Genomic DNA, 12,281 nt, shown 5'->3' with positions numbered 1-12,281 from the left:
CCCCCTAACCCCCTGACACGCTGTAGGTCAGGTAGGCGAACGGGCCCACCTGTTCCGCCGCCGTCAGGGTCAGGCGGCGCGAGGTTAGTCGGCGCGGTAGGAGTGGTGCGCCGCCGCCCAGGGTCACCGGGGTCACGCCCAGGATGATTTCGTCGAGGAGGTTCGCGTCGGCGAAGGCGCCGACCAGCTCGCCGCCGCCGACCAGCCAGATGTCGCGGTCGCCGGCGGCCGCTGTCATCGCCGCGTGGACCGGGCGGACGTCGCCCGAGACGAAGGTGAGGTTGACGCCCGGGACCGTGGGTAGGTCACGGTGGGTGAAGACCCAGGCCGGACGGTCGCCGTACCACTCCTGCCATTTCGACGGGTTCTCGAGTAGCTTCTCGTGGTCGAGCATCCACTCGTAGGTCGTCGAACCCATCGCCATGGCACCGACCCGTGCGATGAACGGGCCGAAGCGGTCGTCGCGGTCGGTGACCTCGAAGAGCCAGTCGAGCGAGTTGCGCTCGTCGGCGATGTAGCCGTCGATGGACGTCGCGGTGTAGTAGCGGGTAGCCATGCGGATACGAGACCACAGGGGTACGACAAGAAAGGCTCAGAGCGGCGACCGATCAGAGCGCAACCGGCTGTAGAGGTAGCCGTTGCGCCAGGCGCCGTCACGGAACTCGCAGGCCCGCACCACGCCCTCGAGCTGGAAACCGGCCTTGACCAGGGAGTGCCGCTCCGGCAGGTTCTCCTCGTGCGTGCCGGCCTGGATGCGCTGCACCGGCGAGTGGGCGAACAGGTAGTCACAGAGCATCGCCTGCGCCCGCCAGCCGATGCCGCGGCCCCGGAAGTCGGGGAGGAGGGCGATGCCGATCTCCCAGTACGGCGCGCGCCCGGCGTAGAGCCCCTCGGTGAAGCTCACGAACCCCGTCCGCTTGCCCGCGGCCTCGACGATCAGCCGCCCGTCGCGCTCGCCGAGGAAACCGTCCTCCGCGTAGCGCTTCGCGACACCCTGCGCGTCCAGGAAGCCCCGCCAGTCGAGCCCGATCAGGCCCGGCTCGAGGCAGAACCGGCGGAACATGTCGAGGTCTTCCTCGTCGGACACCGGCCGCAGCCGGATCGCGATCTCGCTCACCACCATTCGGCCATCCTGCCGCCCGGGTACGCGGCTGTGTGACCCTGCTCGGATGGAGGCATGGTTGCAACGGGGGTACGGGGTCCGGTTCGACTGGGGTCTCGAAGGGGCGCGCCGGCTCGCGCCGGGGAGCGCGTACGCGGTGGTCGTCGACGTGCTGTCGTTCACCACCTCGGTGTCGGTGCTGGTCGACGCCGGCACCCGGGTGCGTCCCCGGGCCTGGCACGACGACGCCGCGGCACAAACTCAGGACGTGCCGGTCGCGGTCGGCCGCCGCGCGGTGACGCCCGAACGCCCCTGGTCGCTGTCGCCGGCCGCGCTGCGCCGCGCACCGCGTACCGCCGAGCTCGTCCTGCCCTCACCCAACGGCTCGGCCATCGCCGCCGCGATCAAGGACCACTGCGGCCTCGTCGCCGGCAGCCTGCGCAACGCCGCGGCGGTCGGCCGGTGGTTGCGGGAGGCGGGCATCGGCACGATGCCCGACCGCCCGCTGACCGTGATCGCCGCGGGGGAGCGCTGGCCCGACGACAGCCTGCGCCCGGCGGTCGAGGACCTGCTCGGCGCGGGCGCGGTGATCGCCGCGCTGGGCGCGACCACGCTCTCGCCGGAGGCGGAGACGGCACTGCGGGCGTACGCGGGCGCGGACCTCGAACGCACCATCACGGACAGTGCCTCGGGCCGCGAGCTGGCCGCGACCGGCTTCGCGGAGGACGTGGCTATCGCGGTGGAGGCCAACACGTCGGACGCCGTGCCGGTCTTCCGCGACGGCGCGTTCAGCGCGGCGGAGCCTGGGTCGGGTGCGGGCTCGCGGTCCGATGGGTGACCGGGTCGAGCCGGCCTGGAAGAGCACGCGCGGGCGCCGTGTGGGTATTTCGGGGCGGCGGGTTCAGCGCAGCAGGCCCCGGATCGGGTGTGGGCTGAGCTTTACGCGGATGTCGCGCATCGCGGTGCGGCGGGTGGTCGGGTCGAGTCGGTCCAGGAACAGCACGCCGTCGAGGTGGTCGGTCTCGTGCTGGAGGCAGCGGGCCAACTCGTCGGTGCCGACCACCTGCGCCGGGCGCCCGTGCTGGTCGACACCCCGCCCGACCGCGTGTAGCCGCCGCCGGGTGTCGTAGTAGAGCCCCGGGATCGACAGGCATCCCTCCGGGCCCGTCTGCTCCTCGGTGGAGGGGAAGTCGAGGGTCGGGTTGACCAGGTGGCCCCGCACGCCTTCGACGTCGAACACGAAGACCCGCAGCGGCACGCCGATCTGCGGCGCCGCGAGCCCGGAGCCGCGTTGGTCGCGCAGGGTTTCGCTCAGGTCCCGGACCAGCGTGCGCAACGATTTGTCGAAGTCGGTGACCGGGTCGGCCGCCATCGTCAGCACCGGGTCGCCGAAGAGCCGCACCTGCCGAACCGTCATCGTGACCACCCCGTCGAAAAGACTTTGCAAAGCTTTGCAAACAGCAGGGTACGATGCGATGCGTGATCGGGCAAGAGACCGAGATGGCGTTGCGGCACCCGCTGCGGGTGGCGCTGATCGACCTGCTGACCACCGCCGGCTCGGTGACTGCCAACGAGGCCGCCCGCAGGCTGGGCGAGAGTTCCGGGGCGTGTTCGTTCCACCTGCGACAGCTGGAGCGCTACGGCTATGTCGAGCCGGTGACGGGCGCGCACGGCCGGGCCCGCCCATGGCGCCTGACCACCCCGCCGGCGGCACCGAAGGTGACCCAAGGGCTCGGATCGTTGGCGCGGGAGCTGGAGGACGAGGGCTACCACCGCTGGCTGGCGCGCCGCCACACAGCCCCGGAACGCTGGCGCCGCGACGAGGCCTTCAGCGAGGTCCTGCACCTGACCCCCGACGAGCTCGCCATCGTCGCGGCCCAGATCAACGCCGTCCTGGCCCCCTACACAGCCCGCAAACGCCAACGCGGCACCGGCCCGGTAGGCGTCGTCGCCCGCCTCTTCCCACTCCTCCCGGAGCCAGACGAGTGATCGAGCTTGTGCACACGAGTGCTGCCGGTCCCAAAGCGCTGGGTGCCGCCTATCGGTTGCTCGGAGAGGTGTTCGAAGGGGACTTCGGCGCTGAGGACTGGGAGCACTCGCTCGGGGGCATGCATGCCTTCGCTTGGGAGGGCGCAAAGTTGGTGGGGCACGGGAGCGTCGTGCAGCGGCGGCTCGTGCACAGCGGGCGGGCGCTGCGTGCTGGCTACGTCGAGGGCGTCGGTGTGCATCCCGACCACCGGCGGCGCGGCTACGGCGGCGAGGTGATGGCGGCGCTCGAATCCGTCATCCGCAACGCGTACGACCTGGGCGCGCTTGGCACCACCGACGACGGTGAGCCGTTCTATCGCTCCCGCGGCTGGCTGCCATGGGCGGGGCCGCTCGCCGCGCTCACCCCCGACGGCACAAAGGACACCCCGGACGAGCAGGGTGCGGTCTACGTCTTCCCCGGCGTCATGCCGCTCGACCTGTCCGCTTCGCTGGTCTGTGACTGGCGCGACGGCGACGTCTGGTAGCCACTCTCCAGATAGATCCCGTCCGCGCCAAGAGCGGCCGCGCGCACCCGCCGGGCCAGCCTTGGCCGCAGGTGGTCGTCCAGCGCGGCCAGAGGCACGAACGCGAACGACGACAGCTCGTCAGCCGGCAGCACGATCCGGGCCACCGCCGCGGCGTCCAGGGTCCCGCCGGAGAAGACGAACATCAGCCCCGCGTCCCACGGCGGGGACGGCTCCACCCAGTCGACCACCAACAGCCGACCGACCGGGAAGTCGACGCCGAGCTCTTCCCGCACCTCCCGGCGCGCGGCGGCCAGCGGCGACTCGTCGGCCTCCACCGAGCCGCCCGGCACCTCCCAGCCGCTCTCGTAGGTCGGGCGGACCAGCAGCACTCCGCCCGCGCTGTCGCGGAACAGCACACCGGCCGCCGCCCGGACGCGGCCCAGGCCCGCGATGTGTGCGGTCAGGTCGAAAGTCATCCACGGAATTCTCCCGTGCCATGTCGAGAATCCGGTGACAGCCGCTACGTACCAGGTAAAGAGCTGAAGGAGAGGATCATGCTTCGTACCCTGGTGTCCGGTGTCGCGATGGGTGAGTCGCCGCGGTGGCGGGACGGGCGGTTGTGGTTCTGCGACTGGGGCGCCGGCCAGGTGGTCCGGGTCGAGCCCGACGGCGCCACCACCGTCGTCGCCGAGGTGGACGACATGCCGATCAGCATCGACTGGTTGCCCGACGGCCGCCTGCTGGCCGTCTCGGGGCAGCGTGGGCTGCTGCTAACGGTGGGCCAGAAGAGCGAGCACGCGGTCCTCGGCGAAGGGCGGTGGAACGAGATAGCCGTCGACCGGCGCGGCAACGTGTTCGTCAACGACATCGGTTTCGACTTCCCGGGCGGTGAGTTCCGGCCCGGCCGGGTCTGCGTGCTCACCCCGGGCGCCGAAAGGCCGCGCGAGGTCGCCGGCGGGCTCCAGTTCCCGAACGGGATGGCGGTGCAGGGCGACACCCTGATCGTCGCCGAGTCGTACGCGGGAAGGCTCACCGCCTTCGACATCGCGCCCGACGGCGGTCTGGCCAACCGGCGCGAGTTCGCCGCCGTCGAAGGCTCTGCGCCCGACGGCATCTGCCTCGACGCCGACGGCGCGGTCTGGTTCGCCGACGTGCCCAACCAGCGCTGCGTGCGGGTCGCCGAAGGCGGCGCGATCCTCGAAACCGTGGACGCCGACCGCGGCTGCTTCTCATGCGCGCTGGACGGCCACACCCTCTACATCACCGCCAACCGATGGGGAGAGGACGGCGCGGGAGACGGCGTCGTCTACGCCACCGAGGTCAACAGCCGGGCGAGTACGTCGAGCGCGGCCGGGTAGCGGCTGGAACTCGGTGTCCCGTACCCGATGATCAGCCCTTGTGGATGGTCGCCGGCCGCGTGCCAGTGGCTGCCGAGGTCGCCCAGCGCCAGTCCGCGCCGGGTGGCCTCGGCCAGCACGTCCGCCTCCCGCACGCCCGGGGGCAGCGGCAGCAGCGCGTGGAGTCCGGCCGCGACGCCCCGCACCGGCATGCCGCGCAACCGGGCCAGCAGCAGGTCGCGCCGGGACCGGTAGCGGGAGCGGGCCGCCCGGACGTGCCGGTCGTACTCGTGGCTGGTCAGCAGCGTGGCCAGGGTGAGCTGGCCGATCACCTCGGTGTGGTAGTCGGTGTGCCGCTTGGCCTCGACCACCGGCTCGACGAGCCGCTCCGGGAGCACCACCCAGCCGAGCCGCAGGGCCGGCCCGAGGGTCTTGGCCGCGGTGCCCACGTAGGCCACCTGCTCGGGCGCCATCCCCTGCACCGCACCGACCGGCTGCCGGTCGTAGCGGAACTCGCCGTCGTAGTCGTCCTCGATGACCAGCCCACCCCAGTCCACGACCGCCCGCCGCCGGGCCGGAGCCAGCGCGGCCCCGAGCGGAAACTGATTGGCGGGCGTCAGCACGACGGCATCCACAGTGGAATCGAGGGCGGAGGTGCACGCGCCGAGTCCGTCGACCGCCAACGGCACCACCCGGGCGCCCGCCCGGCGCACCACCGCCCGATGGAACGCCAGACCCGGGTCCTCCATCGCGACAGAACGGTGCAGCCCGGCCAGCAGTGCGAGCGCCTGCACATAGCCCGAGGTGACGACGATCCGGTCGGGATGGGCGAGTACGCCCCGCACCCGGCCCAGATAGTCGGCCAGCGCGGCCCGCAGCACGGGATGCCCGCGCGGGTCGCCGTAGTCCCAGGTCGCGGCCGGCGCTCCGGCCAGGGAACGCCGCGCGGCCCGCAGCCAGGCCGCCGCCGGGAAGAAGGACACGTCGGGGCTGCCGGGCCGCAGGTCGAACCGGGGCCGCTCAAGAGGTGCGAGCAAAGGGGCAGCAGGCGACGGCGACGGCAGCGCGGCCACGGTGGTGCCCGACCCCGTCCGCGCGGTCAGGTAGCCCTCGGCGACGAGCTGGTCATAGGCCGCCGCCACCGTGTTGCGGGCGACCCCGAGCTCGAGCGCCAGCGTCCGGGTCGCCGGCAGCCGGCTGCCGGGCGCGAGCCGGCCCGACCGGATCGCCGCGCGGAGGGCACGCTCCAGGCCGGCCCGCCGGCCTCCGGCGGGCACGTCGAGGTGCAGGTCGACACCGAAATCGGCCCAATCGAACGCCACGGTATTGGACCTTAGCGCGGGTCCAATCCTGGCCTAGCGTCTGCGGTATGACAACGACGACGGTCCGCCTCGCGGCCGACAAGCTCGCGCCGCACATGAACAAGGCGATGAACGCCTTCGACGCCGCGTCCCGCAAGACCACGCTGGAGGCGCCGCTGCTGGAATTGGTCCGGGCCCGCGCCTCCCAGCTCAACGGCTGCGCGTACTGCGTCGACACGCACAACGCCGACGCCCGCGCGGGCGGCGAGACCGAGCGCCGGCTCTACGCCCTGCCGGTCTGGTCGCAGACGCCGTTCTTCACCCCGCGCGAACGGGCCGCGCTCGCGCTGACCGAGGCGATGACCCGGCTGACCGACGGCCCGGTGCCGGACGCGGTCTTCGCGGCGGCCCAGGCCGAGTTCGATGAGACCGAGCTGGCCGAGCTCGTCTGGTCGATCACCGTGATCAACGCCTGGAACCGGGTGGCCGTCACGACCCACGCCTGGCCGCTCGCATGAACAAGGCCGACACGCTCAAGAAGCTGCACCGGCCGGGCGACCCCGTCGTGCTGCCCAACGCCTGGGACGCCGCGTCCGCACGGGCGGTCGAGGCGGCCGGCTTCCCCGCCGTCGCGACGAGCAGCGCGGCGGTGGCGCTCAGCCTCGGCTACGCCGACGGCGAGGCCACCCCGGTCCAGGAGATGCTGGACGCGGTCGCCCGGATCGCCCGCGCGGTCGGGGTTCCGGTCACGGCGGACATCGAACGGGGGTACTGGCTGCCGCCGGCGGAGCTGGCCGAGCGCCTGCTGGCCACCGGCGCGGTGGGCTGCAACCTGGAGGACTCGGACCCACGTACCAAGCGACTCATCGATGTGGACAGACACGCCGACTTCCTGGCCGAGGTGCGGCAGGCCGCGGGCGACGACCTGGTGATCAACGCCCGGGTCGATGCCTACCTCAGGGTGCGCCAAGACCCGCTGCCCGTGGCACTGGAGCGAGCGCGACGTTTCGGCACGATCGCCGACTGTGTCTATCCGATCGGCGCCAGCGCGAAGGAAGACATCGCCGCGCTCGCCGAGGTGGGCCGCACAAACATCCTGTTCACCAACGAGACCCCCGCCCTGGCCGAGCTGGCCGCCCTGAACGTGGCGCGGGTCAGCTTCGGCGACGGCATCCACGAGGCCCTCGCCGCCGAGCACGCCCGGATGCTCGCCGCGATCGTGGCAGGAGCCTCGCCGTACCGGAAATGAGCGTTACCGTGGCTGGGTGACCGACGTGCGCGAGCCCCGGCATGACCTGGCCGACCCGAAGATCCTGCTGTTGGACTTCCTCGACTACTACCGGGTGGTCGTCGGGCGCAAGGTGGTCGGCCTGGCGCCGGAGGAGGTCGACCGCAGCCGGCTGCCGTCCGGGTGGACTCCGCTGCAACTGCTCAAGCACCTGGTCTACATGGAGGAGCGCTGGATCCGCTGGGGCTTCGCGGCCGAGCCAGTGCCGCACCCGTGGGGCGACCAGGACGACGACGGCAAGTGGCAGGTCCGTCCGGAGGAGACGGTCGACGCGCTGCTGGCCGCGATGGACCTCGCCGGCGCGCGTACCCGCGAGATCGCGGACCGCTGCGGGCTCGACGAACGCGCAGCGGTCGGGGGCCGGTTCGCCACCGAGGCGGAATGCCCGTCGCTGGGCTGGATCCTGACCCACGTCCTCCAGGAGTACGCCCGCCACGCTGGCCACCTGGACGTCGCGCGCGAGCTGATCGACGGATCCGTCGGCGAATAGGACCCTTTGGAGGGCGAGCGTCGCGCGGCTGACACCACGGCGCGGAAACCGGTCGTACCGTGCGGTGCGTGACCATCCGGCTGGCGACGTTCAACGTCGAGAACCTGTTCGCGCGCGCCAAGGCGCTCGACACCGAAGTGCGCGCGGAAGGCCAGCCGGCCCTCTCCGCGTTCGAGACCTTCAACCGCATCGCGGCCAACCCGGTCTACTCCGACCAGGACAAGGCCGAGATGATCACGGCGCTGACCACCCTGCGCGTGCTGATCGAGACGGAGCGGGGCCTGCGCCTCAACCCGAGCCAGTTCGACAACGCGTGGGCCCTGCTGCGGGAGAACCGGGGCGACTTCCTCGCCGCGCCCGCCAACGCGCCGCCGCGGATCGTCGCCAACGGCCGGGGCGACTGGCTGGGCTGGGTCGAGCTGACCGTCGAGCCGGTCGACGAGACCTCCACCCGGATGACCGCCAAGGTGATCGACGAGCTGGCGCCCGACCTGCTCTGCGTGGTCGAGGCCGAGAACCGCCCGGCGCTGGCCCGGTTCAACGACGAGCTGCTCGGCGGCCGGTTCGCGCACTGCATGCTGGTCGACGGCAACGACCCGCGCGGCATCGACGTCGGGCTGTTCTGCACCGACAAGGTCAAGGTGCGTTGGGTGCGCAGCAACGTCGACGTGCCCGACCCGAAGCGCAAGGGCAAGCGCCTGTTCAGCCGGGACTGCCCGGTCTACCAGCTCCGCCTGCCCGGTGGCGAGGACCTGTTCCTCCTGCTCAACCACCTCAAGAGCCAGTCGTTCAGCAGCGGCGACCCGGATCCGCTGCGGCGGCGCCAGGCGACCGAGGTCCGCTCGATCTACGACAGCCTGCGGGCCGAGGGCGCCGACTTCGTCGCGGTGCTCGGCGACCTCAACAAAGGCCCCGACGGCGACCGGCACCCGACGCTGGAGGCCCTGATCGGGCCCGACTCACCCCTGGTCGACGTGTACGGGCATGCGAAGTTCAGCCAACTGTGGGGCGACAAGGACCCCGACCACGAGCGGCCGGGCAGCTTCCAGTCGTGCTCGTTGAAGAACCGGCTCGACTACATCCTGCTGTCGCCGGAGCTCGCCGGGAAGGTCGCCGACGGCGGGGTGTTCCGCAAGGGGCTCTGGGGCACGCCCAGCAATCAGAACCCGCCGAAGCTCTGGACCGTCTACCCGGAGATCACCACGGGCCGGCACGGCGCCTCCGACCACGGCGCGGTCTGGGTCGACCTCGACATCTAGAGATCCTCGACCAGATAGCGCTGGATGGTCGGTGCGACCCACGCGACGAGCTGGTCGCGGTGTAGGGCCACCACCGGAGCGAAGCGGAGCACGTACCTGGTGAGTGCCAGCCCCAGGATCTGACTGGCGACCAGGCCGGCGCGTTGCTCCGCTGTCGGTCCCTTGGCACCGCGTGCTGCTCGGGCGACCACCGGACCGAGCTGTCTCGCGAAGATCTCGCGCATGCGTTCGGCGGCGGCCGGGTTGGTGGTGCCGGCCCGAAGCAGCGCGATGAGCGTCTCGTCGCCGTCCCACCGGTCGAAGAAGTGCTTGACCACGATCTCGCCGATCGCGTGGCGGGGGAGCCCGGTGAGGTCCGGCAGCCGCAGGTCGAAATCCGCCGCGGCCGCGAAGAGCCGCTCCTTGTTGCCGTAGTAGCGCATCACCATCGACGGGTCGATGGCGGCGTCCGCCGCGATGGCCCGGATCGTCGCGCGCTCGTAGCCGTCGGCGGCGAACCGCTCCCGGGCCGCACGCAGGATCGCCGCCCGGGTGGCGTCGGAGCGGCGCACGTTTTCGGTCATGCCAACAAGCGTAGGCCAACAGTTGTTGACTGCATGCGCCGGGCTGGCGTACGGTTGCCAACAAGCGTTGGCCAACGCTTGTTGGCATTGATGGAGGAGGTTGTCGTGCTGCCGAACGAAACCGACGTGCTGGTGGTGGGTGCGGGCCCGGTGGGTCTGGCCACCGCGGTCACGCTCGCGCAGCGGGGGATCACGGCCACGGTGGTCGACCAGGCGGCCGAGGGTGCCAACACGTCCCGGGCCGCGGTGATCCACGCGCACACCCTCGAGGAGCTCGATCGGATCGGGGTGGCGGAAACACTCGTTCGGCAGGGGGTACGCGCACCGCGGTTCACGATCCGCGACCGCGACCGGACCCTGGTACCGGTGCGCTTCGACGACCTGCCCACCCGATTCCCGTACGCGCTGATGGTCTCGCAGGCCGTCACGGAAGCGGTCCTGCTCGACCGGCTCACCCAGCTCGGCGGGCGGGTCCTCCGGCCGCACCAGGTGCTCGGTCTCACCGTCGACGGCGAGGGTGCGAAGGTCGACTTCGCGGACGGCGCGACCTGCCGGGCCCGCTACGTGGTCGGAGCGGACGGCATGCACAGCGCGGTAAGGAAGCACGCCGGAATCGGCTTCGGCGACGCGGGCACGGCGGGCGAGTCGTTCACGCTGGCCGACATCCGGGTCGACAGCGACCTGCCGCGCGACGAGGTGGTGCTCTTCTTCTCCGGCACGGGCATGGTGGTCTGGGCGCCGCTGCCCGGCGACGTGGTGCGGATCGTCGCCGCCGTCGACGACGCGCCGGAGGTTCCGGACGTGGCCTACATCCAGGCACTGCTCGACGCGCGTGGCCCGGCCCGGCGGCGCTCCGTGGTGCGGGACGTCGTCTGGGGTTCGCGGTTCCGGGTGCACCACCGGGTCGCCGACCGGTTCCGGGCCGGCCCCGTGCTCCTGGCCGGCGACGCCGGTCACGTGCACAGCCCGGCCGGCGGGCAGGGGATGAACCTCGGCCTGCACGACGCGATCGCCCTCGGCGAGACGCTGGCGGCGGTGCTGTCCGGCGAGCCGGAGTCGATGCTGGACGACTACGCCGCGGCCCGCCGACCGATCGCGCAGGAGGTGGTCACGTTCGCCAACCGCCTGACCCGACTGGCGACGGCCCCGGCGCCGGCGCGCCCGGTCCGCAACACGATCCTGGCGGGACTGTCGGCGCTGCCGGTCTTCCGCCGCAAGCTGGCATGGCGCCTGTCCGGCCTGGTCTATCGCTAACCACCCGGCACAACGCCACCGAGCCCGCGTGGGCGACGGCAGCGGGATTCAGGCCGGGCGGGGATCGCGGTGAAGGTGGGGGATCTGCGCGGGTGGCGGCAAGGGTTCAGGCCCGCGCGGGTCGCCGTGAAGGCGTCCGCGCGGGCCTGGCGCGACGGTTCAGACCCGGGCCGGCTCGGCGGCCGGCTCCTCGGTGGCGGCGAGCTCGCGGTTGGCGGCCAGGTGAGCGCGCACCGAATAGGCCACGGCGGCCGCCCAGGCCGCCCAGATGACCGCGTAGACGGTGTAGCGGACGCCGTCCGAGGCGTCGATCCAGTCGCTGCGCAGCAGCGTCCGCACGTTGGTCAGGATGATCACGCCACCGACCGCGGAGCCGAGCACCCGTGGCGGCACGTGCCGGACCAGCCAGGCGGCGATCGGCGCGGCGATCACGCCGCCGGCCAGCAGGGCGCCGACCCAGGCGAAGTTGATCTGCTCCGAGCCGATGCCGACGATGAAGCCGATGCTGGCGGCGATCGCGACCAGGAACTCGCTGGTGTCGATCGAGCCGATCGTCTTGCGCGGCTCGAGCCGGCCGCTGGCCAGGATCGCCGGCGTGCCGACCGGGCCCCAGCCACCGCCGCCGGTCGAGTCGACGAAGCCCGCGACGAGGCCGAGCGGGGTGAGGAACCGCTTGCGCAGCGGCTTGCCGAGGTTGCCCTTGGGCAGGCCGGAGACGGTGAACCGGGTCAGGATGTAAAGACCCAGCGCGAGCAGGATCAGCGACATGACGGGGGCGGCGGTCTCGGTCGACAGGTTCGACAGGAACGTCGCGCCGGCGAAGGCGCCGACCGCGCCCGGGATGCCGATCTTGGCGACGACCTTCCAGTCGACGTTGCCGAACCGCCAGTGGGAAGCACCCGAGACCAGCGTGGTGCCGATCTCGGCCAGGTGCACGGTGGCCGACGCGGCGGCCGGGTTTGTGCCGATCGCGAGCAGGAGGGTCGTCGACGTGACGCCGTAGGCCATGCCCAGGCTGCCGTCGACGAGCTGGGCGCCGAGCCCGACCAGTGCCAGGAGGACCAGCTTGCGCACCGCCGCCACCACCTTTCCCTAGTTTGTCGATAGAGAATATGTGTCCCATCGAGAAACGGGCAAGGCGCGTCCCACGAGACAGGAATTTCCCAGCCGTAACAGGGATCCACAAACCCGG

The 12,281-nt window shown here is 71.9% G+C and carries 16 protein-coding genes; 9 read left to right on the top strand and 7 right to left on the bottom strand.

The genetic code is table 11. The features are described 5' to 3' along the window. Nucleotides 1-4 precede the first annotated feature (4 nt). Together CHC05_RS11940 and CHC05_RS11935 are read right to left on the bottom strand one after the other, a co-directional pair. Nucleotides 5-556, bottom strand: coding sequence for a dihydrofolate reductase family protein (locus tag CHC05_RS11940; RefSeq protein ID WP_089247893.1), 552 nt, complete (start codon nucleotides 554-556; stop codon nucleotides 5-7). Nucleotides 557-592: 36 nt separating this feature from the next. Beyond that, nucleotides 593-1,123 (bottom strand): GNAT family N-acetyltransferase, encoded by a 531-nt coding sequence (locus tag CHC05_RS11935; protein ID WP_089247891.1) that lies wholly within the window; start codon nucleotides 1,121-1,123, stop codon nucleotides 593-595. 46 nt (nucleotides 1,124-1,169) lie between these two features. Between CHC05_RS11935 and CHC05_RS11930 the strand changes: the two genes are divergently transcribed. Beyond that, nucleotides 1,170-1,940, top strand: coding sequence for a 2-phosphosulfolactate phosphatase (locus CHC05_RS11930; RefSeq protein WP_089247889.1), 771 nt, complete (start codon nucleotides 1,170-1,172; stop codon nucleotides 1,938-1,940). 63 nt (nucleotides 1,941-2,003) lie between these two features. Here CHC05_RS11930 and def read toward each other — a convergent pair whose 3' ends face one another. After that, nucleotides 2,004-2,519, bottom strand: a complete 516-nt coding sequence (gene def / locus CHC05_RS11925) for a peptide deformylase (RefSeq protein ID WP_089248595.1) — start codon at nucleotides 2,517-2,519, stop codon at nucleotides 2,004-2,006. A gap of 62 nt (nucleotides 2,520-2,581) precedes the next feature. Here def and CHC05_RS11920 point away from each other — a divergent pair, with 62 nt between their 5' ends. Both CHC05_RS11920 and CHC05_RS11915 read left to right on the top strand, forming a co-directional pair. Continuing rightward, on the top strand, nucleotides 2,582-3,091 hold the full coding sequence (locus CHC05_RS11920; RefSeq protein WP_218824518.1) for a winged helix-turn-helix domain-containing protein: 510 nt from the start codon (nucleotides 2,582-2,584) through the stop codon (nucleotides 3,089-3,091). Continuing rightward, nucleotides 3,088-3,615 (top strand): GNAT family N-acetyltransferase, encoded by a 528-nt coding sequence (locus CHC05_RS11915; protein ID WP_089247885.1) that lies wholly within the window; start codon nucleotides 3,088-3,090, stop codon nucleotides 3,613-3,615. Before CHC05_RS11920 ends, CHC05_RS11915 begins: the two co-directional genes overlap by 4 nt. Here CHC05_RS11915 and CHC05_RS11910 read toward each other — a convergent pair. Next, nucleotides 3,537-4,073, bottom strand: a complete 537-nt coding sequence (locus CHC05_RS11910; protein ID WP_089247883.1) for an NUDIX domain-containing protein — start codon at nucleotides 4,071-4,073, stop codon at nucleotides 3,537-3,539. The genes CHC05_RS11915 and CHC05_RS11910 overlap by 79 nt on opposite strands. Nucleotides 4,074-4,151: 78 nt before the next feature. On the opposite strand from CHC05_RS11910, the gene CHC05_RS11905 reads away from it, so the two are divergent. Then, nucleotides 4,152-4,955 (top strand): SMP-30/gluconolactonase/LRE family protein, encoded by an 804-nt coding sequence (locus CHC05_RS11905; protein ID WP_089247882.1) that lies wholly within the window; start codon nucleotides 4,152-4,154, stop codon nucleotides 4,953-4,955. Here CHC05_RS11905 and pdxR read toward each other — a convergent pair. Further along, complete coding sequence (gene pdxR / locus CHC05_RS11900; protein ID WP_089247880.1) at nucleotides 4,904-6,256, bottom strand: MocR-like pyridoxine biosynthesis transcription factor PdxR; 1,353 nt, start codon at nucleotides 6,254-6,256, stop codon at nucleotides 4,904-4,906. The genes CHC05_RS11905 and pdxR overlap by 52 nt on opposite strands. 47 nt (nucleotides 6,257-6,303) lie before the next feature. On the opposite strand from pdxR, the gene CHC05_RS11895 reads away from it, so the two are divergent. From CHC05_RS11895 to CHC05_RS11880, 4 genes are all read left to right on the top strand, one after another. Then, the gene (locus CHC05_RS11895) at nucleotides 6,304-6,753 is read left to right on the top strand and encodes a carboxymuconolactone decarboxylase family protein (RefSeq protein WP_089247878.1); all 450 of its coding nucleotides are present in this window, start codon (nucleotides 6,304-6,306) and stop codon (nucleotides 6,751-6,753) included. Further along, entirely contained in the window at nucleotides 6,750-7,484 is a 735-nt protein-coding gene (locus CHC05_RS11890) for an isocitrate lyase/PEP mutase family protein (protein WP_089247876.1), read from the top strand. Before CHC05_RS11895 ends, CHC05_RS11890 begins: the two co-directional genes overlap by 4 nt. Nucleotides 7,485-7,500: 16 nt before the next feature. Continuing rightward, nucleotides 7,501-8,013, top strand: coding sequence for a DinB family protein (locus CHC05_RS11885; protein ID WP_089247874.1), 513 nt, complete (start codon nucleotides 7,501-7,503; stop codon nucleotides 8,011-8,013). A 68-nt stretch (nucleotides 8,014-8,081) separates the two neighbouring features. Beyond that, nucleotides 8,082-9,272, top strand: coding sequence for an endonuclease/exonuclease/phosphatase family protein (locus CHC05_RS11880; RefSeq protein ID WP_089247872.1), 1,191 nt, complete (start codon nucleotides 8,082-8,084; stop codon nucleotides 9,270-9,272). Here CHC05_RS11880 and CHC05_RS11875 read toward each other — a convergent pair. Next, on the bottom strand, nucleotides 9,269-9,835 hold the full coding sequence (locus tag CHC05_RS11875) for a TetR/AcrR family transcriptional regulator (RefSeq protein ID WP_089247870.1): 567 nt from the start codon (nucleotides 9,833-9,835) through the stop codon (nucleotides 9,269-9,271). The two genes, CHC05_RS11880 and CHC05_RS11875, sit on opposite strands and share 4 nt — an antisense overlap. Nucleotides 9,836-9,940: 105 nt before the next feature. On the opposite strand from CHC05_RS11875, the gene CHC05_RS11870 reads away from it, so the two are divergent. Continuing rightward, on the top strand, nucleotides 9,941-11,089 hold the full coding sequence (locus tag CHC05_RS11870; protein ID WP_089248593.1) for an FAD-dependent oxidoreductase: 1,149 nt from the start codon (nucleotides 9,941-9,943) through the stop codon (nucleotides 11,087-11,089). Nucleotides 11,090-11,248: 159 nt separating this feature from the next. On the opposite strand, the gene CHC05_RS11865 is transcribed toward CHC05_RS11870, so the two are convergent. Next, on the bottom strand, nucleotides 11,249-12,163 hold the full coding sequence (locus CHC05_RS11865; protein WP_089248591.1) for a sulfite exporter TauE/SafE family protein: 915 nt from the start codon (nucleotides 12,161-12,163) through the stop codon (nucleotides 11,249-11,251). Between the last annotated feature and the right edge of the window lie 118 nt (nucleotides 12,164-12,281).

This window comes from Asanoa hainanensis (assembly GCF_900188485.1).
In the GTDB taxonomy this organism is placed as follows: Bacteria; Actinomycetota; Actinomycetes; order Mycobacteriales; family Micromonosporaceae; genus Asanoa; species Asanoa hainanensis.
Note: the sequence above shows the minus strand (reverse complement) of the source record. Positions and strands in the feature narration are given on the sequence as shown.